A 23487-nucleotide genomic window follows, 5' to 3' on the forward strand; every position below is an offset into this window, starting at 1 on the left:
ATGGAAGATATGAAACAGCTGATTGCTAATACAGAAGAAACGTTAGCACCATATTTCAGAAACATTGAGGCAACAGCATATGTTAATCAGGAAAAAGTATTAGATGCATTTCATGCGGTTAGAGCAACTGAAAATGACTTGCAAGGCACTACTGGTTATGGCTATGATGATTTTGGTAGAGACCATTTAGAAGAAATTTATGCTCATGTTTTTAAAGCAGAAGATGCTATTGTCAGACCGCAAATTATTTCAGGTACCCATGCGATAACGATTGCTTTACAAAGCACATTAAAATATGGTGATGAGCTGTTATATATAACAGGAAATCCTTATGATACTTTATTAGAGGTTATTGGCATAAATGGAAATGGTATTGAAAGTTTGAAAGAATACGGCGTGAGTTATAATAAAGTTGATTTAAAAGATGATGATATAGATATAGAAGAAGTAATGAATCAAATCAAACCACAAACCAAAGTTATTGCAATTCAACGTTCTAAAGGATATGATCAACGACCTTCTCTTAATTTAGAAGTGATTGAGCGCGCAATTCAAACAATAAAATCACAGTATCCGGACGTGATTATTTTTGTAGATAATTGTTATGGTGAATTCGTTGAAACGCGTGAACCGATAGAATGTGGTGCAGATTTAATTGCCGGATCATTAATTAAAAATCCAGGTGGTGGCTTAGCTAAAATTGGTGGTTATATTGCCGGCAAAGAATCCTTGGTTGCTAGATGTGGATACCGTTTAACTGCACCTGGTATAGGTAAAGAAGCGGGTGCCTCTCTTAACTCATTACAAGAAATGTACCAAGGCTTTTTCTTAGCACCTCATGTTGTTAGCCAAAGTTTAAAAGGCGCATTGTTTACGAGTCTACTATTAGAAAAAATGAACATGCATACAAAACCAAGATATGATGTTCCGAGAACGGATCTTATACAAACAGTTGAATTTGATACGAAAGAGCAAATGATTCAATTTTGCCAAAGTATTCAACAAGCTTCACCGATTAACGCGCACTTTAAGCCAGAACCTGCTTCTATGCCAGGCTATGAAGACGATGTTATTATGGCTGTCGGTACGTTTATCCAAGGTTCGTCTATTGAATTATCAGCTGATGGTCCAATTCGACCACCATATGAAGCCTATGTACAAGGTGGCTTAACTTACGAGCATGTGAAATTGGCAGTAACAAGAGCTGCGAGCAAATCTTAAATCACAGCAACTGATATAAAAGGAAGCTAAAATCCATGTATTCTATCAAACACACATTTTGAAGTAATATACTTGCTAATGATGTGAATTTAGATAAAATATATGGATTTTTTTGAACAAATTAAAGGAATTTTCTAAAAATTAATATGATTTATAAATGTTGATAAGACGCACGTTAGTGATACCAAGGGTTCAAAGGATATGTGAGGAAACCTTACATATTTTTGAAATTATTGAAAAATTGTGCTAAATTTAGAACAAGTTCAAAAATAGAGGTGAGGGAATTGAAGTCAAACGATACATTAAGACGCAATATGCCTGTATTCTCTATCAGTGTTGTAACTAAATTGAGTGAATTAACCGCAAGGCAAATTCGCTACTATGAAACACATGAACTGATTAAACCACAACGTTCAGAAGGCAATAAGAGGCTCTTTTCATTAAATGATTTGGAACGACTTTTAGAAATTAAAAAACTGATTGAAAAAGGATTTAATATCAAGGGTATTAAGCAAATTCTTAATGAAGAGCAAAGTCATCTTTCTGATGATGAACAAGAAACAAGAAAACAAATGATAGTTGAAGCTACCCAGAAACCACAACGAGAAGCAATACCGATAAATCGTGGTGACTTATCACGTTTTATCAAATAATATTAACGGGGGACATTTACAATGCCAAAACGTACATTTACTAAAGAAGACATTCATAAGTTTGCTAAAGAAGAAAACGTAAGATATTTACGCTTACAATTCACTGATATTCTAGGCGTAATTAAAAACGTAGAAGTACCGGTTAGCCAACTAGAAAAAGTATTAGATAATGAAATGATGTTTGATGGTTCTTCAATTGAAGGTTTCGTTCGAATTGAAGAGTCAGATATGTATTTATACCCAGATTTAGATACATGGGTTATCTTCCCATGGACAGCAGGACAAGGAAAAGTTGCTCGACTTATCTGTGATGTTTATAAAACAGATCATACACCATTTGAAGGTGATCCACGTTCAAACTTAAAACGTGTCTTAGAAAATATGAGAGAATTAGGATTCTCAGATTTGAATTTGGGGCCTGAGCCAGAATTCTTCTTATTTAAATTAGATGAAAAAGGCGAACCAACATTAGAATTAAATGATAATGGTGGATACTTTGACCTTGCACCAACAGATTTAGGTGAAAATTGTCGTCGTGATATTGTATTAGAACTTGAAGACATGGGCTTTGATATTGAAGCGAGTCACCATGAAGTCGCACCAGGTCAACATGAAATAGACTTTAAATATGCAGATGCAATTACAGCTTGTGATAACATTCAAACATTTAAACTTGTTGTAAAAACAATTGCACGTCAACATAATCTACATGCGACATTCATGCCGAAACCTTTATTCGGTGTTAATGGTAGTGGGATGCACTTTAACATGTCATTATTCAAGGGCAAAGAGAACGCATTCTATGATCCAGATGGCGATATGCAAATGACGAAAGATGCTTATCATTTCATAGCAGGTACTTTGAAAAACGCACGTGGTTTCACAGCTGTATGTAATCCTTTAGTAAACTCATACAAACGTTTAGTTCCAGGTTACGAAGCACCATGTTATATCGCTTGGAGTGGTAAAAACCGTTCACCATTAATCCGTGTACCAACTTCTCGTGGATTATCTACACGTGTTGAAGTACGTTCAGTAGATCCAGCTGCCAATCCATATTTAGCATTAGCAAGCACTTTTAGAAGCAGGTTTAGATGGTATTAAAAATAAACTAGAAGTTCCAGAACCAGTTAACCAAAACATTTATGAAATGAATCGCGAAGAACGTGAAGCTGTTGGTATAGAAGATTTACCTTCAACTTTATACACTGCTGTTAAAGCAATGAAAAATAACGCACCAATTAAAGAAGCTTTAGGCAATCATATTTATAATCAATTTATTAACTCTAAATCAATTGAGTGGGATTATTATAGAACACAAGTTTCTGAATGGGAAAGAGAACAATACCTTAAAGAATACTAGGTGCTAAACAAGAGGGATAATATCAGTAATATCAACAACTCGGGTCATTCTGAATGAATGATCTCGGGTTGTTTTTTTGCACCGATTTAATGTTAGGAAGTGTTTTTGGTGCGGGTTTTAAATTCCAAACTGGATAATCACTTTTATAGTTATACCATTTTTAGCCCACTTTATTACTAAAAGTCAGATGAAAAACAAGCATAAAAATGATTTGCAAATACAAAAATTAATTAAATCACAGGATATGTTGTCTAAAGAAGCGACACATATTAATTATATTACTCATGCAAATCTTAGCTATTTTAATAACATCTTACGTTAAAACATTATTAATAAAGAACAGCCCCAAATAACTCGATTTGAGTTATTTGGGGCTGTTTGTTGAGATAATATAATTGTAGTGATACACCTATATTAACCGAATATCGCGTGCACGAAAGGTAATAAATATAATGTAAATAAAGTAAGACATATTCCAAAGTATATAATAAATGCACGCGCTTCTTTTGATTTGAAGAAAATAATCACCTCAATCATTATAAACTGAAACTTAATTTTAAGATAAAAGGATTATAAGAGTCAACAAAGAGCATTATAATGCACATTAATATTTGAAGCTATTGTATTATTAATTGTATGTATGATGTATAAGTAGTAATATGTAACTAATAAATATTATTTATCTTGATAAGGGGATGGGTAGATGAACAAGATTAAACTAAGTACATTGAGAGCGGCATCATTAAAAGAATTAGAGAGTAGTATTAATGCATTTTTAGAAGATGATGAAGTGGCGGGTTATCAGTTACTAAATGCTACAGTACGAGAAGTTGAGGAACGCACATACTCATCGAATGAAGAAGAGTTTAATGCTATACTGACATTCATAAAAAATACTTAAAATAAAAAAGTCGAGTATGAAGTTTTAACTTTTTACTCGACTTTTTTATTTTGTGAAAAGGATCTATAAAGTAACGACGATAATTTAAGAAAGATGTTAAAACTACTATAATATAGTTATGTAAACTAAAGTGAAAAATTTTATTTCTTATCGTTCTATTGCTAATACGTATTAAAATGATACATAAAAAAACTGCCCGCATTTGATATGCGGCAGTAAAGGTTATTTCTTTTTATATTTCGTTACGACTGCTTGGATAACAAAAACAATGAAACCAATAAGGACACCTAAACAAATCGCTACGACTGCCGATACCATTAACGGTAATTGAAATTGATTTTGTAATATGAGTCCTACAATCACTGCAATAATCACTGCGATGATTGTAATCATATTCTCTTTAAATATACTCAATTTGTTCACTCCTATCTAATGTATTATAGCACGAGTTTATCAGTGATATAAAATAAAATATTATTATTCGTCATTATAATTACGTTGAATATTATAACAGAATTTTGTCATTTGAATTAAAGTATAAAATATTGTGGACTACGCTAACTTGACGGCTTAATTGATTTTCTATATGATAATTTGGACAATTCAAAAGAAGTAGGTGCAACAGTGAAATCGACTAAAAAAATGACGATATTAGTTGTTAGTGTGATTGTGTTAGGTGTACTTGCGTTTCAATTTATAAATGGAACAGGGCCTTTTCAAAATAATGGATCAAAATCAGATTCTGGACCTAACGAAACTGAGGAAGTGCACATTGAACGTGTTGTTGATGGTGATACTTTGGTTGCCAAAGATGACAATAACAAAGAACTGAAGGTTAGACTTATCGGAGTGGACACGCCAGAAACAGTTAAACCTGATACTCCAGTTCAACCATATGGTAAAGAAGCTTCTGATTATTCTAAAGCACAATTGACAAACAAAGACGTTTTTTTGGAATATGATAAAGAACAAGAAGATCAATATGGAAGAACATTAGCTTATTTATGGTTAGATAAGCATACAATGTTTAATGAAGAATTAATAAAAAAAGGTTTAGCTAAAGAAAAATATTATGCACCTAATGGTAAATACAGAGACGTATTTGAAAAAGCTGAACAACAAGCAAAAAATAACAATGAGAATATTTGGAGTTAAAGTAATCAACCGAACGTGGTTGTACAAAGTATGCATATAAATGCTAAAAGGAATCATGTGACTTTGTGCACAAAATAAAAGGTAGCTTCCCATTTTAGGGAGCTACCTTTTTATTTTTGCCACTATTCTTTCTAGTAATATCGATTAATGCATATGATTCACTAATTTATTATATTGTTCTTCAGTTAATGATTCATTTGAAGATGCTAGTGTTTCACCAATGACTTCTTTTAAAGATGATTTTGAAGAGACGGTTTCTGCGTAATCTCCTCTAATTGTTGGTCCATCTATGATATTCACACTACCATCTGTAAAATAAACAAGTCCTATACTCTTGATTTGACGTTTTAAGTGTTCATTTATTTTATCTTCTAATACTTTGGCATTTTGAGAAGATTGTTCATATGGATCATAATTATAAAATTCAAAAATCACTGAGTTATTTTTGATACGTTCTATAAATGTATAACTTGTTTTTCGTGTTGTTTGAAATTGTGAATGATATTGATTCGCAATGTAGCGACCGACAGTTTGATTTACTGTGTCTTCATTATTAGATAAAGATTCTAAGTTAGAGTCTACATTAAAATGGTAGAACGTTTTTTGTTTCCAATTTTTAACATTAATGTTGAAGAGCCCTTTATCAGTTATCACGATATAATCGAATGTTCTTGCATATTCAAATAACGGATGTTTTACTGCAAGATTACTTGTAGCAATGATGTCATAAAACTTAATCTTAGTTTCTGTTTTGTATTGTGATAAAATTTCATTTAAATCCTGTTTGGCTTTTCTTAATCCATGATGATATGTATCGTTATTTGCATCAATATCTAACATCTGATTTTTTAAGTATGTGTTTTCACTCGTAACCATACTGATTTTATTAACTAATTGATTCTTAGAATATATTTCAGTATCAAGCTTATGTTTCATAAGGTGATGATTTATAAATACAATAATAATTAATAGAACAATTATTATAAGTAAAATAGAAATTAAAAACATGTGTATCATCCTAATCTTAATTTAATTTTTAACAAGGTTTATTTTACGCCTTTCTTTAAAGTAGTACAAATTGTATTTATTAAATTGTTATAAAAAATACAATAAAATCATTATTAATAACAATTGTTATTATTTGTGTGATTATTCCTATAATAAAAGTTAACTAAGTGAACGTTTGAACAATGATTTATAGTTTTACTTATGACTATAAATAGATATAATAAATTATGCGCAATATAAATAGTGTAGATGGAGGACGACAATTTGAGTGCTATTAAAAGTTATCTCGAGCAAATTACTGAGAAGATCAATGAAAATGAAATTATCGCATTTGATAATCATCCTGTTGCTTATAAAATAATTGATCAATTATTTTATAATGGAATTAAAATCTCAGTGATTAGTTATTCTACGGATATTATTAAATATGTAGCTAAACATACAAATTTTAATATTATATTATCAAATGGTGTGGTTAGCAGTGAATATCATATTATAGTAGGGACAGATGTTGCTCAAACATTTTCAAAATATCGTATTAGTCGGTATTTTGCTACTATGCCTTATATGGCAGATAATTCATTATATCAGACTATACCTGAAGTAGCTGAAATTCAAGTTGCGCTAATACAAAGTGCTGATCAATTTTTGCTTATTAATAGACCTGAATTTTTAAATACCAGATTAGCACATGATTTTATACATATAGGTGATTTTTAAAATTAAATGTGTTTTATTTCACATTTTCATGTTTTATACATTGAAAAACGCTTCTACAAATTATATAATGAATATTATTGGAAACGCTTACTTTGAATAGGAGGTGCTCATTTGCCAGATACTAAAAATAATAATATTAAACAAATTGTAGAGACGCTAAATGAAAATGTAGCTAGTTTATTTAAATATAATGGTGAAGTTGCTAAACAATTATTTTTGCATGATAAATTTAATTTAAATGGAAAAGTAGACATAAGTGTTGAAAGAAAATTTTTAGGGGAAGTTTTAAAATATATACCTAAAACATTTAAATCTGTGCTATATGATGGCACATCCTCAACGTCAGATTTCACGAAAATTGATTTTCCTAAAGTGACACACGCTAATATCTTTGATAACGAAGATATCATCATGACGATTATTGTTTATGATGTAGAAGATGAAGATTGGATGTTTAGATGGAATCATAATATTAGGATGCCTGAGAAACATATTTATTTCCATTCAATCAAATGGGATGTAGATTATGTTAAACCAGAAATCGTCTTGATGTATGAATTGTTGGATCCTATCGATTATCATCAAATTCCTAATTATAGAAGTGTCATTGATTCATTAAGTTATTATCAATTCGTTATCTTACGCTTAGTTGTTGGAGATGAACGTATTAACCAAGCATTAATTTCAGAAAAGAAAGCAATATAAAATCCTTCAAATCAGAATGTCAGTCTTTTAACTAAAGCACATTTGATTTGAAGGATTTCTTTATTTAATATTTATGAATGCATCGTGTTAGATTTTTAAACATTGACCATTATAGCAGTATTCATATGTTGATTTAACCGCTTTTTCTGCATCTGTTACATCTATACCGAACATGATAGATATTTCCGAAGCACCTTGGTTCATCATTTTTAAATTTATATTAGCTTCGGCAAGCGCATGCGTTATTGTATTGGCTGTGCCGACAATTCTATGCATACCTTCTCCTACGATCATGAGTACAGCTAAATCGTGCTCTACACTCAACTCATCAACATCACAACGTTCGCGAATATCGTTTAAGACTTGCTCTTCTCTATGTTGAATTTCTTTTGAACGCATTATGATACTGATACTGTCTATACCTGAAGGCATGTGATCGAATGAAATCTCATAATCTTCAAGTACACCTAATATTTTACGTGTAAAACCAACTTGTCTATTCATTAAGTATTTTTTGATGTTCAGTACTGTGAAGTCTTTGTCACAACTAATACCACTGACAACGTTATTAGAGTTTATTTCTCTATCATGACGAATATATGTCCCTATATCATTAGGTCTATTCGTATTTTTAATGACGACAGGAATTCTATCTTTATGCAATGGCCGCAGTGCTTCATCATGGAAGACACCAAAGCCGGCGTATGAAAGTTCACGCATTTCTCTATAAGTAATTTCATCAATCACTTCAGGATCTTTTACTATAGAAGGATTGGCTCTGAAAATACCAGATACATCTGTAAAGTTTTCATATATATCTGCTCTAACACCTCTAGCGACAATTGCTCCAGTAATATCAGAACCGCCACGTGGGAATGTAACAATGTAATTTTGTCTTGAAAGGCCAAAGAAACCGGGAATAATTAATTTTTCATCATATGCTCTTAATTTATACAATGCTTCATAAGATTGATCTAAGATTTGGGCATTTTGGGGTAAATCTGTAACAGTTATGCCAAGCATCTCCGGGCGAAATATAACGGGTAGGGATGCCTTGACTGTTATTATACTCAGCGATCAATTGAGCATTAAAGTTTTCTCCACAAGATAATAAAGCATCTAACAAACGAGAAGGTTTGTCTTTTAATGTAGCAATGTAAGATTCTAGTGTTTGATCAATCGTAGATAGTAATGTATCACTCATATGTAATTCATGAATAATATCGGCATAGCGCTGAATGATTTCTTCTTTTTTAGAAATATAGTCTAAACGATCAATTACTTTTTCGTATAGACGAATTAATAAATCAGTTGTTTTCACATCTTCTTTATGTCGTTTCCCTGGTGCAGAAACAATAGTGATTTTTCTATCTTCGTCCGAATTAACAATATTTAATACTTTTTTTATTTGTTCTGCATTAGAAACAGAACTTCCTCCAAATTTTGAAACTTTCATAGTGACATACAACCTTTCTAAAAAATCAGAAAATTTTGTTTAGTTTTTATCACGAGAGTGATAGGATAGATATACGATTTAGATTTTCAAGCTTTACAAAAATAATGAATGAATTTATACTATACCATATTCAAGTATTTTTCAACTGTACAATTGTATTTTTTAGAAGAACAATCGGAGGAATGAATTTATGAAGGAATTAAATGTAGCCCTGCTCGGTTTAGGTACTGTAGGTTCAGGTGTAGTAAAAATTATTGAAGAGAATAGAGAACAAATTAAAGAAACAATGAACAAAGATATTAATATTAGACATATCTTGGTACGCGACAAGAGTCGTTCAAGACCTATAAATGTTTCGAAGTATCATTTGACGGAAGACATTGATGAAATATTAAATGATGATTCAATTGATATCGTCGTAGAAGTCATGGGTGGTATTGAACCAACAGTAGATTGGTTGAAACGTGCTTTAAGCGAGAAAAAACATGTTATTACAGCAAATAAGGATTTATTGGCAGTTCACTTGAATGTATTAGAAGAATTAGCTCAAAAAAATGATGTAGCTTTAAAATATGAAGCAAGTGTTGCGGGTGGTATACCAATCGTCAATGCGATAAATAACGGTTTAAATGCAAATAATATCAGTAAATTCATGGGTATTTTAAATGGAACATCAAACTTTATTTTAAGTAAAATGACACAAGAAGAAACATCATTTAAAGATGCTTTAGACGAAGCGCAAAGATTAGGTTTTGCTGAAGCAGATCCTACTGATGATGTTGAAGGCATCGATGCAGACAAGAAAAGTAGTAATTACGTCTTATTTATCATTTAACCAAGTCATCAATTTAGCTGATGTAGATAGACATGGTATTAGTGACGTTGAACTTTCAGATATTAAAGTAGCCGATGAATTAGGATATAAAATCAAATTAATTGGTAAAGGTACATATGAAAATAGCCAAGTACAAGCTTCTGTAGCGCCAACACTAGTTAATAAATCGCATCAATTAGCTTCAGTTGAAGATGAATTCAATGCAATTTATGTTATCGGTGATGCTGTCGGTGAAACAATGTTTTATGGTAAAGGTGCGGGTAGTTTAGCTACAGGTAGTGCTGTAGTAAGTGACTTATTGAATGTCACATTAAACTTTGAAACGAATTTGCATACATTACCACCACACTTTGAATTGAAAACTGCAGAAACAAAAGAAATGATGGATGACGAGGATACAATTTCGTTTAAAGATAAAGAAAGTTATTACTTAGTAGTCCAAACAGATGGTGAAGAAATAAACAAAGTTGAAACTCAAATTAAAAGTATATTACCTTTCCATAAATCATTATCAGTATCAGAGCGTGATGCGCATACTGTAGGTATAGTCATCGTTGGTATCGATGAAGCACCAGAGACCTCTATTACAGAGTCAGGTTATATTGTTAAGAAAATTTATCCAGTAGAAGGGGTTTAATATTTATGAAAAGATGGCAAGGATTAGTAGAAGAATTTAAATCATATTTACCCGTAAATGAAGCAACACCACAGTTAACATTAAATGAAGGACATACCCCTTTAATTTACTGTGAGAACATGTCAGAGATGCTTGATATTGAATTACATGTGAAGTATGAAGGTGCAAATCCAACAGGTTCGTTTAAAGATAGAGGTATGGTTATGGCTATGGCCAAAGCAAAAGAAGAAGGCAAAAAAATAGTGATTTGTGCTTCTACAGGTAATACATCAGCATCAGCTGCAGCATACGCTGCACGTGCTGGTTTAAAAGCAATCGTTGTAATACCAGAAGGGAAAATTGCTTTAGGCAAATTATCTCAAGCTGTTATGTATGGTGCTGAAATTGTTTCAATAGAAGGCAATTTCGATGAAGCTTTAGAAATTGTTCAAGAAGTTGCTAAAAATGGTGAAATTGCACTTGTAAATTCAGTGAATCCATACCGTATTGAAGGTCAAAAAACAGGTGCCTTTGAAGTAATTCAACAATTGGACGGTGTTGCCCCTGATATTTTATCTATACCAGTAGGTAATGCTGGAAACATTTCGGCTTATTGGAAAGGTTTTAAAGAATATCACGACAAGCATGATACGCAATTACCTAACATGTACGGATTCCAAGCTGAAGGTGCTTCGCCAATTGTACAAAACAAAGTAGTGAAGGATCCTGATACAGTTGCAACAGCAATTAGAATAGGGAACCCCGCAAGTTGGGATAAAGCGACAAATGCATTGAATGAATCTAATGGATTAGTCGACAGTGTAACTGATGAAGAAATCTTAGAAGCATATCAACTTATGGCACGAAAAGAAGGCGTCTTTAGTGAACCCGCAAGTAATGCTTCAATCGCGGGATTAATTAAACTACACCGTTCTGGAAAACTACCAAAAGGTAAAAAGGTAGTAGCTGTATTAACAGGTAATGGCTTAAAAGATCCTGACACTGCAATTTCTTTATTAGATAACCCTATTAAACCTTTACCAAATGATAGAAAGAGTATTCTAGACTACATCAAAGGAGCACTATAGCATGAGCGATAGGTTATATTTAAAAATTCCGGCATCTACTGCAAATTTAGGTGTCGGTTTTGATTCTATAGGAATGGCTTTAAATAAATTTTTATATTTAGATGTGAAAGTAAGTAAGAATAATGTTTGGACATTTAACCATAACGGCCCAAATGTTGAAGGATTACCAACTGATGACAGTCACTATATTTTCCAAGTTGCTCAAAAGGTTGCGCGTAAGTATAACGTTACTTTACCCAACTTAGATATAGAAATGAGAAGTGAAATTCCATTAGCGAGAGGATTAGGTTCTTCAGCCTCTGCATTGGTAGGTGCGCTTTATATTGCTAACTATTTTGGTGATATAGAATTGTCTAAGTATGAATTGCTTCAACTTGCTACAGAATTTGAAGGGCATCCTGATAATGTCGCACCTACGATATATGGTGGTTTAGTACTCGGGTATTATAATCCAGATACAAAGGTTACAGATGTGTCTTATATTGACACACCGAAAGTAGATATTATTATCACAATTCCATCATATGAATTGAAGACAACTGACTCAAGAAATGCGTTGCCTGATACTTTTTCACACAAAAAAGCGGTTCAAAACAGTGCAATAAGTAATACGATGATTAGTGCACTCATACAGCATAATTATGAACTTGCCGGCAAGATGATGGAGCAAGATGGCTTCCATGAACCTTATAGACAGCATTTAATACCTGAGTTCCAATCGATTAAAGCGATTGCTAAACAGTACCAAGCCTATGCGACAGTAATAAGTGGTGCAGGGCCTACAGTATTAAATTTAATTGCACCTGAACGTAGTGGTGAGTTGGTAAGAGAATTAAAGCATGAATTTGAAAGTTGCCGATCTGAACTTGTTACAATCAACGAATCTGGTGTAGAAACTAAAGTATTGTACCAACATCTTTAATTTGGTGTAGTATAGAATGAAGATGTTGAAAGGAGATAGGCAACATGAGTAAATATAAAGTAATAGTAATGGATATGGACGATACGTTGATGAATGCTGAAAATAAAGTCAGCCCTGAGACAGAATCTTATTTAATTGAGATACAAAAACAAGGGTATAAAGTTATTTTAGCTTCAGGTCGTCCAACTGAAGGTATGCTACCCACTGCGAAATTGTTAGAGTTAGATCGACATAATAGTTATGTGATTAGTTACAATGGTGGTCAAACAATCAATGTTCGTGATGAAGCGGTTGAAGTGAGCCGAGCAATAACGAAAGAAAATTTTGATTTAATTGTAGATTTTTGTAGAAAACATGAATTGTTTGTTTTAACTTATCAAGATGGTCACATCATATATGAAGGTGAACACGAATACATGAACATTGAATCAGAGCTTACTGGTTTACCAATGAAGCATGTAGTTGATATAAAGGCGTATATTCAATCAGATGTGCCTAAAATTATGGGCGTTGATTATGTTTCTAAAGTTTCAGCTATTAACACTGAATTAGATGGCAGTTTCAATGAAGCTGTAGATGTTACAACAAGCAAACCTTACTTTTTAGAATTTATGACAAAAGACGTATCTAAAGGAAATGCAATTATTGCTCTATGTGAGAAATTGGATATAGATATAGCACAAGTCGTCGCATTTGGTGATAGTTCTAACGATATATCAATGCTTGAAGTTGTAGGCTATGCAGTAGCTATGGACAACGCAAATGACGCTGTGAAGGCTGTAGCTGATGAAATTACTTTAAGTAATATTGATAATGGCATTCCACATACGTTACAAAAAATAATAAAATAGGCTTGGATTTAAGTTTAGTTTATATTTGTTCAATTTAAAAAATCACCAATTCCTTGGCATATCAAGCCATTGAATTGGTGATTTGTTTTATGAATAGAGCAATCGTCTAAAGTTCGTTTACGTATTTATTTTGCTGTATGTGTCCATTCATTTTTACCGCGATGTCGTTTAACATGCGCGTATACCTGATCAGTCGCATAATCTAAATTTGTGTAGACTGTAATAGAAAATGCGGATTGATTCTCTTCAAAATCTTCTTCGAGAAATAAATCTTTAAGATGGTTAAAAAGACTTTCCATTTGTGAATGGTCTAAACTACTATACTCCCTTAATGTGCGTTTAATTAAGCGGTTATGTCTATCTTCAAGTGATTGCACAACAATAACGAAGCGTTCCTCAGTTTCTAAAATATCGTCAAATAAATTCGTTTGTCCAATCATAATTTCCACCTCTAAGTTACGTTTATTATTATAATCCATTATACTATATTTCTCTTCAACTGAAAATATCATCGCCTTATAGATTTGAATATGTGTTGAATTCAATAAACACGATTTATTATAAAAGAAAAAGCATTGATGCACAGAAACAAATAATTGCTTCTGTGCATCAATGCTAAGACATTAACTGTAATCGTGACTTTTTAAATCCAACTCTTCAAGTTTAACAATTTTAGTTTTTTTGAAATACTTATGACCAAAGTAAACAATAGCTAAAATCACCATAGGGAAAATATTTCGGAATAATGCTCCGAAATCACGAGCCATTACAGCACCAAATGAATTTCCAACAAATAAGAATAGTAAAGCAAGAATTACAATGATAGGTCCTAATGGGTAAAATGGTGCTTTATAAGGAAGTACATCATCAGGATTTTTATTTTGTTTTTTAATTGCTGACCGTAATCTTATTTGTGCTAAAATACTGGATCCCCAAATTACAATGACTAAAGAACCAATGATATTAAGTAATGTGAAAATAATATCAGATTTGAATTGGGCGATAATAATTATAGCTAATACAATGATAAAAGTAACAAAAAGTGCAGCCATTGGTAATTTTGTAGTTTTATTTAATTTACCTAAGAATCTTGGTGCTTGCTTATCTTCTGCCATTGAGAATAGCATACGACTCGTAGTATAGATACCTGAGTTCGCTGCAGATAATAATGCAGTTAAAATTACAGCGTTAATTACAGATGCTCGCAAATGCAATACCTACACGGTCAAATACAATTGTAAATGGACTTTGTGCTACTGATTCACTTTTGTTCAATAACATTGGATCAGTATAAGGAATAATTGCTGATATGACAGCTATTGATAATACATAGAATAATAAAATTCTCCAAAATACTTGTTTAATTGCTTTAGGCATTGAACGATGCGGATTGGAGGATTCTCCAGCCGTTACAGCAACAACCTCAGTACCACCAACAGAGAAACCTGCGACCAGTAATACGCCTAAGAAGCCTGAAATCCCACCAACAAACGGTGCTTCTCCGCTTGTGAAATTGCTTAAACCATATGTTTTACCACCTAAGATACCAACAATAGTTAATACACCAATCACAATAAATACAACAATTGTGATAACTTTTATAAGTGACAACCAAAATTCTGTTTCACCAAAAGCTTTAACTGAAAAAATGTTCAGTAAAAAGAGTAAACATAAAAAGATAATACTCCACGTCATTGGTGAGAAGAATTGAAATACATCCCAATAATAAAGTACGCTTGCAGATATAATGATATCAACACTCGTTACGAGTAACCATATTGCCCAATATAACCAACCCATCGTAAAGCCTAATGAACTATCCACGAAACGGGTAGAGTATGAACTGAATGACCCCGAAACAGGATAAAACGTAGCTAATTCACCGATAGATGACATTAAGAAATACAGCATTACGCCAATAATCAAGTACGCCAATATTGCGCCGCCTGGACCAGACTTGAGATATAACATTCCCAGTTGCTACAAATAAACCAGTACCGATGGCGCCGCCTATTGCTATCATTGAAATATGTCGAGAGTTAAGACCACGATTCATATTATTTTGTGCCATAAAAAATCTCCTATAATCTATTGAATTTTATATATACAGTCCATTTTAATGCTTTTAAGTGATACAAGCAATGCCTTTTGTGACTTAAAATTCATAAAATATTTAAATATTTAGAAAACTTTCACATATTTCAATGATACTTTGTTGCTTTTAAAATCATATTACATTAAAATAAGTGCTAGATAATAATTATTATTATTTAGAAAATCGAGGGGGAATTTTTATGAGTAATGATAAAAAATTGACAAGCCTTTTTGGTGCGCCAGTCTCGGACAGAGAAAATAGTATGACGGCAGGACCTAGAGGACCACTATTAATGCAAGATTGGTACTTTTTAGAGCAAATGGCTCATTTTGATAGAGAAGTTATTCCTGAACGACGCATGCATGCGAAGGGTTCTGGAGCATTTGGTACATTCACAGTAACAAATGATATTACAAAATATACTTCTGCAAGTATTTTTTCAGAAGTTGGAAAACAAACAGAAATGTTTGCACGTTTTTCAACAGTAGCCGGAGAGCGTGGTGCAGCAGACGCTGAACGTGATATCCGTGGATTTGCTTTGAAATTTTATACGGATGAAGGTAACTGGGATTTAGTAGGTAATAACACACCAGTATTCTTCTTTAGAGATCCTAAATTATTCGCGAGTCTTAATCACGCAGTAAAACGTGATCCACGAACTAATATGCGTAGTTCGCAAAACAATTGGGACTTTTGGACTTCGTTACCAGAAGCATTACATCAAGTAACAATCTTGATGTCAGATAGAGGGATTCCAAAAGGTTTTAGAAATATGCATGGCTTCGGTTCTCATACTTATTCAATGTACAATGACAAAGGTGAACGTGTATGGGTGAAATTCCATCACAGAACTCAACAAGGCATTGAAAACTTACAACCTGAGGAAGCGAGCAAGCGTTATTGCTAACGATAGAGAATCATCACAACGTGATTTATTCGAAGCAATCGAAAATAAAGATTATCCAAAATGGAAATTATATATTCAAGTGATGACTGAAGAGCAAGCAAGAAATCATAAAGATAATCCATTCGATTTAACTAAAGTTTGGTATAAAGGTGATTATCCGCTAATTGAAGTTGGTGAATGGGAACTGAACCGTAACCCTGATAACTACTTCCAAGATGTTGAACAAGCTGCATTTGCGCCAACAAACATTGTACCAGGATTAGATTTTTCACCGGATAAAATGTTACAAGGCCGCTTATTCTCATATGGTGATACACAACGTTACAGACTGGGTGCTAACCATTGGCAAATTCCAGTAAACCAACCTAAAGGTGTAGGTGTTGAAAATATTTGTCCATTCAGTAGAGATGGTCAAATGAGAATTTTAGATAATAATCAAGGCGGTGGCACACACTATTATCCAAATAGTGATGGTTCTTTTGAAGATCAACCACAATTTAAAAAACCTGGATTACCAATTGAAGGCGAAGCATATGAATATGATTTTAGACAAGATGATGACAATTACTTCGAACAACCAGGTCGCTTGTTTAGATTACAATCTAAAGAGCAACAAGAGCGTATATTTGTAAATACTGCAAATGAAATGCAAGGTACTACATTAGAAGTTCAACACCGTCATATCCGTCACTGTTACAAAGCTGATAGTGAATATGGTAAAGGCGTAGCGAATGCATTAGGTATTGATATCAATGATGTAGATTTAGAAGTAGCAGACTAAGTTAATATGATGGGTATTAACTTTCTAAGATTTTTAAAACCTTAAAGCAGAATTTATAATTAAAGGTAGCTTCCAATATAATGGAGGCTACCTTTTTATGTTATCTCGTTTTAATTCCTAAAAAGTTTTGTGAATAAAAATGGATTTTACCGCAATTATTGCACATTAGTGCAATTAACGGCGTTGCATCATTTCCTAATGAAGCTGTTAATAAGGGCGCGAAATAATGCCCATTTAAAATTTCGATTTTAGGCTGTTCACAATTACAAATACTTTTGTCTTTTGTTTTTGTCGTTATTGAATTAATGATATGACTTTTCTGCTCGTCTGACATGTGGCGATTTTCCATAAAATTCTCCTCCAATAATAAATACTTATTCTATTATAAGATGTTTCACGGTTGATTAGAAGACTGCTTAAAAATTTAAAAGTGACAATTAAGTTGTAAAATGTTAATTAACACTTATTAATGACCTATAAGATTTGAAAGCTATGGAATGCATGGCAAAAGGGTTTATTTCTGTGTGATGATCTAATCAAATTTAAAGTTTCATAATAAAAATAAAGGAATCTCTATTATGAAAAAGCCCTTAGAAAATGAAATAAAAAAAGATACTCTCAATAAAAATGAATATAAAAAACATACTAAGATTAGCTGTGAAGAAATCTATGACGATAGATTTTTTCACAGCTATTTTTTATAGTTGTAGAGAGAAGTAGATCGAGCAGACTCTTGGATTTTAAATCCGTACTAAAAACTGATCAGCTTTACTCTCGCCTTTTGAAATTCGATTGTAGTATGTTGGGTTCTTGAAACCGTGTATAGGAAAGTGAAATGAGAAAGGTTAAGTAAAGTTTTCGCTTCTCAAACTTTTTTAGGAGGTTTGATTTATATCGAATACTTAGGAATTGATATTAGTAAAAAAGATAGTGTAATTGCCCACTATTCTGAAAAGCAATTTGTTAAAGAATTTACAATGCAAAATAACCAAAATGGATTTAACCATTTACTTAAATATTTGAAGCAATTTCATGATATGTGTCTCATATTTGAATCGACTGGAATTTATTCAAGAGCTATGGCTAAGTTTTGTAAGACAAATCATATTAATTTCGTTGAAATTAATCCGTTAGAAGCAAAGTTTAAAACAAGTTCTTTAAGGTCCTGGAAAACGGATAAGTCTGACGCTCACAAGTTAGCTCTATTAGCACCAAATCTTTCAAAAAAGAGTATGAAACAATCAGATAGTTCTATTTATTTCGAATTAAGAGAAAGAGCTCGATTTCATCTTGAAATCGAAAATAATTAAAATCGTTTAAAAATAGAATTGATTGAAGTGCTTCATCAAACTTTTCCCGGATTAGAAAATCTTTTTAAAAATCGCTATTCTATAATTGCCCTTAATATTGCGGAATGCTTTTCTCATCCAGACTTTGTGCTTCAAAAAGCCCCACACACATTAACTTTAGATATACTTAACTCAACAAATAAAGGTATGTCTCTAGAAAAAGCAGACAAGTATTCAACACTTTTACTTCAATTAGCGAATGAAAGTTATCCAAATGTAGAAGCAGAATCATTTTTAGTCCAAAAAGTTCAAATTATTACTCAACAATTAAAATTTTCTATTCAACAGATGGATAAGCTAGATAATGAGATGATTGATTTAGCACGAGAATTAAATTGCTTTCAAAATATTATTTCTATTCCAGGTATAGGAGAATTAACAGCGGCGATGATTATTGGAGAATTGGGAGATATTTCTAACTTTCACTCTCATAAACAATTAAACGCATTTGTAGGTATTGATATCAAACGATATCAATCTGGGTTAACGCATTATAGAGACACAATTAATAAACGTGGAAACAAAAAAGCACGTCGTTTATTATTTTTGGTTATATGTAATATATTACGTGGTCAACACCGTTTTGAAAATCATATAGTAGATTATTATTATAAATTAAGAAAGCAACCTAATGAGAAATCTCATAAGACTGCAATAGTAGCTTGTATGAACCGCCTATTGAAAACAATTCATTATTTAGTTACTAATAATAAGTTATATGATTATCAAATGTCCCCACATTAAAACAATCATACAATCAAATATATATTAACACCTTATTTTAAAAAATAAAATCATAAGGTCTATTTTAGTATGCCTTTTTTAAATACTAGTACTTGACTAATCGTAGGAAATAGAGCCTGGGACATAGCATATGTCCTCAGGCTCATTTTTATATTGGCAGTGGCTGACTGAATTGAAAATGCGCTTATATCAAGCTTTTTTCAGTTCTAGTCAGCTGTGCTTGGGGTGGGACGACAAAATTTTATTAGAAAAATTAGATTTCTGTCCCACTCCCTATCTACGTTCTTAGGTGACACCATTATGGAAACACCTTTATTTCTGGAACTTAACAAATCATTTAAGTTCTGTATTACTTTTAAATATGTCGTATTCAAAAGATAAGGTCTAACATCATATTATTTTGTTTCGCGATGTAACGTATATTTGTTTAATCTTGGACAGAACTTTTTAAGTTCTATACGCTCGGGATTATTACGTTTATTTTTAGTAGTAATATAGTTACGCTCGCCAGACTCAGTACAAGCCAATGTAATATTTACGCGCAAAGTTGACACCTCTTTCTTAACAGGAATGATTACGCTTTAAAATTCTATCATATAAATTATTCAATTTCAATTACTTTTCTAAAATATATATGCATTAAAGAAGATATGAATTATCTCATTCAAACAAATTGTAATAATGAGTTGGATTTAGAACTTTCTATTTGATTAATTAAATAGATGTGTTATGATTTAAAACGAAATCATTACGATTTAAAAGGAGAGTTATATTAATGGCAAAAAAATCAAAAATAGCAAAAGAACAAAAAAGAGAACGGTTAGTCGCTCAGTATTATGAATTACGTCAAGAATTGAAAGCTAAAGGAGATTATGAAGCTTTAAGAAAATTACCACGAGATGCCTCACCAACAAGATTAACACGTCGTTGTAAAGTTACTGGAAGACCTAGAGGTGTTTACAGAAAATTTGCAATGTCTAGAATTGCTTTCCGTGAATATGCACATAAAGGACAAATTCCAGGTATTAAAAAATCAAGTTGGTAAATACGACCCAAGTTCGTTTACATTTATAGTAAAACAATGTATATTATCAATTGGTTAAGATAAATTAAAAAGTTATTGTTCGGAATCTGATGTAAAAACATGTATTTTCCTTATATAATATTTAAAATCATCATGAAAATCTTACCATTATATTATTGTTTTATTAAAGATGTTAGGGGTTTGTTAAATTATGAAAATTTTTGATTATGAAGATATCCAACTGATACCAAATAAATGTATTGTTGATAGTCGCTCTGAATGTGATACAACTGTTAAATTTGGTTCAAGAAACTTTAAATTGCCAGTAGTACCGAGCAAATATGCAAACAGTGATGAATGAAGAATTAGCAGAATGGTTTGCAGAAAATAATTATTTTTATATTATGCATAGATTTGACGAAGAAGCTCGTATTCCATTTACTAAAAGGATGCAAGATAAAGGTTTGTTCGCATCTATTTCTGTAGGAGTGAAAGAGCGTGAATTCGGTTTTGTTGAAAAATTAGCAGCAGAAAAAATAATCCCTGACTATATTACAATTGATATTGCACATGGTCATTCAGATTCAGTCATTAATATGATTAAACATATAAAAGCACATATTCCAGAGACATTTGTAATAGCTGGTAATGTGGGTACACCTGAAGGCGTTCGTGAACTTGAAAATGCCGGTGCAGATGCTACGAAAGTAGGTATAGGCCCTGGTCGCGTTTGTATTACTAAAATTAAAACTGGTTTTGGAACTGGTGGCTGGCAGTTATCAGCACTCAACCATTGTAGTAAAGCAAGCACGAAAACCAATCATCGCTGATGGTGGTATCAGAACACATGGTGATATCGCTAAATCAATTCGCTTTGGCGCATCAATGGTAATGGTGGGTTCATTATTTGCAAGCACATGAAGAATCTCCTGGCGAAACTGTTGAATTAGATGGTAAAATGTATAAAGAATACTTTGGTAGTGCTTCTGAATTCCAAAAAGGCGAACACAAAAATGTTGAAGGTAAAAAAATGTTTGTTGAACACAAAGGTTCTTTACTGAATACTTTAATAGAAATGCAACAAGATTTACAAAGTTCAATTTCATATTCAGGTGGCAAAGATTTGAATGCGTTAAGAAAAGTGGATTATGTAATTGTTAGAAACTCTATTTTTAATGGTGATAGAGACTAGTTTTATAGTGGGTGTATAAAATCAGAAAAATTTTATTATATATAGTTGTTTTGTTAATCATAGTATTAGTCGTTCCAATCAAAGAAACAGCTCCTATGACATCGTTACAACAACAGTTTAAATCAAAAGTGGATGGTTGGACATCAGAACAATCTACTTCTGATGATGCGTTGAAAGTGCCGAGTGAACAAGAATTTGCTGTGAATAATATTCAAATGAACATGACTAAAGATGAAGTTGACAAAAAGTTAGGAGACGCACAACGTGTGACTTCTAGTGAGTACGGTACAAATTGGCATACTTACTACTCTGGTGATTATAGATCATTTGTGATGGTGAGTTACATTGATGATAAAGTAAATGCACTTTATAGTAATCAGAATGTGATTTCATCAAAATCAAAAATTAAATATGGAACACCCAAAGAAGTCGTTAGAGATAGATTAGGTGAACCTATTACTGAAAAAGAAAAAGGTCATGTAAAATTTGATGTGCAAGATGACGAATTCGACAATTTCCATGATGATCAGATTTATACAACAGCTTTTTACGACAAACATGAGAACAATAACTTAACTGCACTTTTACAAGTTAGTGAAAAAATGGAAAACCGCTTACAACAACAATACGCCGCACCATCAGAAGGGTTAGCGCAAAGTTTCGAATTACAAAACTTTGATTTAGTAAACGCTGAGAGAGTCCAACGTGATTTAGCCTCGTTAAATTATTCGGCTAGTATTTCTGATACTGCTAGAAAACATAGTGTAGATATGGCAGAGCATGATTATTTTGATCATGATAATTTATCAGGTGATTCACCATTCGACAGATTAGAAGCTGACGGTCATGATTTTAATGCGGCAGGTGAAAATCTAGCTTATGGTCAAACAAGTAGCATTTATGCACACCAAGGTTTAATGAATTCATTGGGACATAGAAAGAACATACTAAAAAAGAATTCAAAACATTAGGTGTAGGTGTCGACTTTAATGAAGATAGACAACCTTATTGGACTGAAAATTACAGTGGATAGTGTTTATTGATTGTTATAAGAGGGTATCTTATAATTTGTGAGGATGAATAAGTTATGACAACAAATAAAAAAGATAAAACAGAAGATATACTTGAAAAAGTAAAAGAAGTCTTAGATAAAAAAGACAAAAAATAAGAGGTTGAGCTCATTGCTCAATCTCTTATTTTTGTGAGAGTGTTTTTAAAGGATTCAATTTATAATTACATTTCTCTAAATAGGCCTACAACTTTACCTAATACAGTTACATGTTCCAAATAGATAGGTTCCATTGTACTATTCTCAGGTTGTAAGCGATAACGTGTCTTTTCTTTATAGAACCGTTTAACAGTAGCTTCATTTTCTTCAGTCATAGCAACAATAATATCTCCATTTTCAGCGATTGTTTGGCTTCTAACGATTACTTTATCACCATCTAAGATACCTGCTTCAATCATACTGTCTCCAACGACATTGAGAATGAAAATATCACTATTATGAGTTGAAGTGAAGTGTTCGGGTAACGGGAAATATTCCTCAACATTTTCTACGGCAGTAATCGGTATACCGGCTGTTACTTTACCGATTACAGGAACATGAATAGTTTCTTCCATATTTAAAGTATCACCTAATTGTTCTGATACAATTTCAATTGCACGAGGTTTAGTAGGATCTCTTCTTATATAACTCTTTTCTTCTAATCTTGATAAATGACCGTGCACTGTAGAACTTGATGCTAATCCTACGGCTTCACCAATCTCTCTTACACTTGGCGGATATCCTTTTGAATGAACTGTTTGTTTTATATATTCGAAAATTTCACTTTGTCGCTTTGTTAACTCTCTCATAGTAGGCACTCCCTAGATTAATTTGTTTTTATTATAGCATGCAT

15 protein-coding genes and 9 pseudogenes are annotated in these 23487 nt (G+C 32.3%); 16 read left to right on the top strand and 8 right to left on the bottom strand.

The window, feature by feature from the left end; genetic code table 11:
* The 4 genes and pseudogenes from ABLV95_RS04380 (at position 1) to ABLV95_RS04395 (ending at position 4138) form a co-directional block, all read left to right on the top strand.
* Positions 1-1240, top strand: a pseudogene (locus ABLV95_RS04380) (aminotransferase class I/II-fold pyridoxal phosphate-dependent enzyme).
* 265 nt (positions 1241-1505) lie between these two features.
* Positions 1506-1874, top strand: a complete 369-nt coding sequence (locus tag ABLV95_RS04385) for a MerR family transcriptional regulator (protein ID WP_002507792.1) — start codon at positions 1506-1508, stop codon at positions 1872-1874.
* A gap of 21 nt (positions 1875-1895) precedes the next feature.
* Positions 1896-3237 (top strand): annotated as a pseudogene (gene glnA, locus ABLV95_RS04390) (type I glutamate--ammonia ligase).
* A 703-nt stretch (positions 3238-3940) separates the two neighbouring features.
* Entirely contained in the window at positions 3941-4138 is a 198-nt protein-coding gene (locus ABLV95_RS04395) for a hypothetical protein (RefSeq protein WP_069815928.1), read from the top strand.
* Between the two features lie 222 nt (positions 4139-4360).
* Here ABLV95_RS04395 and ABLV95_RS04400 read toward each other — a convergent pair whose 3' ends face one another.
* Positions 4361-4552 (bottom strand): hypothetical protein, encoded by a 192-nt coding sequence (locus tag ABLV95_RS04400; protein ID WP_069815926.1) that lies wholly within the window; start codon positions 4550-4552, stop codon positions 4361-4363.
* A gap of 210 nt (positions 4553-4762) precedes the next feature.
* Here ABLV95_RS04400 and nucI point away from each other — a divergent pair, with 210 nt between their 5' ends.
* Positions 4763-5293, top strand: a complete 531-nt coding sequence (gene nucI, locus ABLV95_RS04405; protein WP_427704677.1) for a thermonuclease NucI — start codon at positions 4763-4765, stop codon at positions 5291-5293.
* Between the two features lie 144 nt (positions 5294-5437).
* Here nucI and ABLV95_RS04410 read toward each other — a convergent pair whose 3' ends face one another.
* Positions 5438-6301: a hypothetical protein gene (locus ABLV95_RS04410; protein WP_427704675.1), complete on the bottom strand. Its 864-nt coding sequence runs from the start codon at positions 6299-6301 to the stop codon at positions 5438-5440.
* A 264-nt stretch (positions 6302-6565) separates the two neighbouring features.
* On the opposite strand from ABLV95_RS04410, the gene ABLV95_RS04415 reads away from it, so the two are divergent.
* Together ABLV95_RS04415 and ABLV95_RS04420 are read left to right on the top strand one after the other, a co-directional pair.
* On the top strand, positions 6566-7021 hold the full coding sequence (locus ABLV95_RS04415; protein ID WP_460872615.1) for a hypothetical protein: 456 nt from the start codon (positions 6566-6568) through the stop codon (positions 7019-7021).
* A 111-nt stretch (positions 7022-7132) separates the two neighbouring features.
* Positions 7133-7726 carry a hypothetical protein gene (locus ABLV95_RS04420; RefSeq protein ID WP_069815918.1) on the top strand — a complete coding sequence of 198 codons (594 nt, stop codon included), beginning with the start codon at positions 7133-7135 and terminating at the stop codon, positions 7724-7726.
* 87 nt (positions 7727-7813) lie between these two features.
* On the opposite strand, the pseudogene ABLV95_RS04425 reads toward ABLV95_RS04420, so the two are convergent.
* Positions 7814-9182 (bottom strand): annotated as a pseudogene (locus ABLV95_RS04425) (aspartate kinase).
* Positions 9183-9372: 190 nt separating this feature from the next.
* On the opposite strand from ABLV95_RS04425, the pseudogene ABLV95_RS04430 reads away from it, so the two are divergent.
* From ABLV95_RS04430 to ABLV95_RS04445, 4 genes and pseudogenes are all read left to right on the top strand, one after another.
* A pseudogene (locus tag ABLV95_RS04430) lies at positions 9373-10654 on the top strand (homoserine dehydrogenase).
* A gap of 5 nt (positions 10655-10659) precedes the next feature.
* Positions 10660-11721 (top strand): threonine synthase, encoded by a 1062-nt coding sequence (gene thrC, locus ABLV95_RS04435; RefSeq protein ID WP_069832829.1) that lies wholly within the window; start codon positions 10660-10662, stop codon positions 11719-11721.
* A gap of 1 nt (position 11722) precedes the next feature.
* Positions 11723-12643 (top strand): homoserine kinase, encoded by a 921-nt coding sequence (gene thrB, locus ABLV95_RS04440; RefSeq protein WP_069815910.1) that lies wholly within the window; start codon positions 11723-11725, stop codon positions 12641-12643.
* A 44-nt stretch (positions 12644-12687) separates the two neighbouring features.
* Positions 12688-13494: a Cof-type HAD-IIB family hydrolase gene (locus ABLV95_RS04445; RefSeq protein WP_069815908.1), complete on the top strand. Its 807-nt coding sequence runs from the start codon at positions 12688-12690 to the stop codon at positions 13492-13494.
* Between the two features lie 125 nt (positions 13495-13619).
* On the opposite strand, the gene ABLV95_RS04450 is transcribed toward ABLV95_RS04445, so the two are convergent.
* Positions 13620-13934: a hypothetical protein gene (locus ABLV95_RS04450; RefSeq protein WP_460876736.1), complete on the bottom strand. Its 315-nt coding sequence runs from the start codon at positions 13932-13934 to the stop codon at positions 13620-13622.
* A gap of 183 nt (positions 13935-14117) precedes the next feature.
* A pseudogene (locus tag ABLV95_RS04455) lies at positions 14118-15565 on the bottom strand (amino acid permease).
* Between the two features lie 223 nt (positions 15566-15788).
* On the opposite strand from ABLV95_RS04455, the pseudogene ABLV95_RS04460 reads away from it, so the two are divergent.
* Positions 15789-17277 (top strand): annotated as a pseudogene (locus ABLV95_RS04460) (catalase).
* 100 nt (positions 17278-17377) lie between these two features.
* On the opposite strand, the gene ABLV95_RS04465 reads toward ABLV95_RS04460, so the two are convergent.
* Positions 17378-17626: a hypothetical protein gene (locus ABLV95_RS04465; protein ID WP_427704662.1), complete on the bottom strand. Its 249-nt coding sequence runs from the start codon at positions 17624-17626 to the stop codon at positions 17378-17380.
* Positions 17627-18170: 544 nt separating this feature from the next.
* On the opposite strand from ABLV95_RS04465, the pseudogene ABLV95_RS04470 reads away from it, so the two are divergent.
* Positions 18171-19370: pseudogene (locus ABLV95_RS04470) on the top strand (IS110 family transposase).
* A 395-nt stretch (positions 19371-19765) separates the two neighbouring features.
* Here ABLV95_RS04470 and rpmG read toward each other — a convergent pair.
* Entirely contained in the window at positions 19766-19915 is a 150-nt protein-coding gene (gene rpmG / locus ABLV95_RS04475) for a 50S ribosomal protein L33 (protein ID WP_002507773.1), read from the bottom strand.
* Between the two features lie 230 nt (positions 19916-20145).
* On the opposite strand from rpmG, the gene rpsN reads away from it, so the two are divergent.
* The 3 genes and pseudogenes from rpsN (at position 20146) to ABLV95_RS04490 (ending at position 22619) form a co-directional block, all read left to right on the top strand.
* On the top strand, positions 20146-20415 hold the full coding sequence (gene rpsN / locus ABLV95_RS04480) for a 30S ribosomal protein S14 (RefSeq protein WP_427704659.1): 270 nt from the start codon (positions 20146-20148) through the stop codon (positions 20413-20415).
* 190 nt (positions 20416-20605) lie between these two features.
* Positions 20606-21586, top strand: a pseudogene (gene guaC, locus ABLV95_RS04485) (GMP reductase).
* Between the two features lie 11 nt (positions 21587-21597).
* Positions 21598-22619: pseudogene (locus ABLV95_RS04490) on the top strand (CAP-associated domain-containing protein).
* A 200-nt stretch (positions 22620-22819) separates the two neighbouring features.
* Here the strand turns inward: ABLV95_RS04490 and lexA are convergent.
* Positions 22820-23443, bottom strand: coding sequence for a transcriptional repressor LexA (lexA, locus tag ABLV95_RS04495; protein WP_069832155.1), 624 nt, complete (start codon positions 23441-23443; stop codon positions 22820-22822).
* Between the last annotated feature and the right edge of the window lie 44 nt (positions 23444-23487).

It is taken from the genome of Staphylococcus sp. Mo2-1 (assembly GCF_046721385.1).
GTDB lineage: Bacteria > Bacillota > Bacilli > Staphylococcales > Staphylococcaceae > Staphylococcus > Staphylococcus equorum_A.

Bases quoted from the DNA above. Each gene is read 5' to 3' on its own strand.
- ABLV95_RS04395 (WP_069815928.1), top strand. From the start codon at position 3,941: ATGAACAAGATTAAACTAAGTACATTGAGAGCGGCATCATTAAAAGAA.
- ABLV95_RS04410 (WP_427704675.1), bottom strand. From the start codon at position 6,301: ATGTTTTTAATTTCTATTTTACTTATAATAATTGTTCTATTAATTATT.
- thrC (WP_069832829.1), top strand. From the start codon at position 10,660: ATGAAAAGATGGCAAGGATTAGTAGAAGAATTTAAATCATATTTACCC.
- thrB (WP_069815910.1), top strand. From the start codon at position 11,723: ATGAGCGATAGGTTATATTTAAAAATTCCGGCATCTACTGCAAATTTA.
- ABLV95_RS04445 (WP_069815908.1), top strand. From the start codon at position 12,688: ATGAGTAAATATAAAGTAATAGTAATGGATATGGACGATACGTTGATG.
- ABLV95_RS04450 (WP_460876736.1), bottom strand. From the start codon at position 13,934: ATGATTGGACAAACGAATTTATTTGACGATATTTTAGAAACTGAGGAA.
- ABLV95_RS04465 (WP_427704662.1), bottom strand. From the start codon at position 17,626: ATGGAAAATCGCCACATGTCAGACGAGCAGAAAAGTCATATCATTAAT.
- rpsN (WP_427704659.1), top strand. From the start codon at position 20,146: ATGGCAAAAAAATCAAAAATAGCAAAAGAACAAAAAAGAGAACGGTTA.
- lexA (WP_069832155.1), bottom strand. From the start codon at position 23,443: ATGAGAGAGTTAACAAAGCGACAAAGTGAAATTTTCGAATATATAAAA.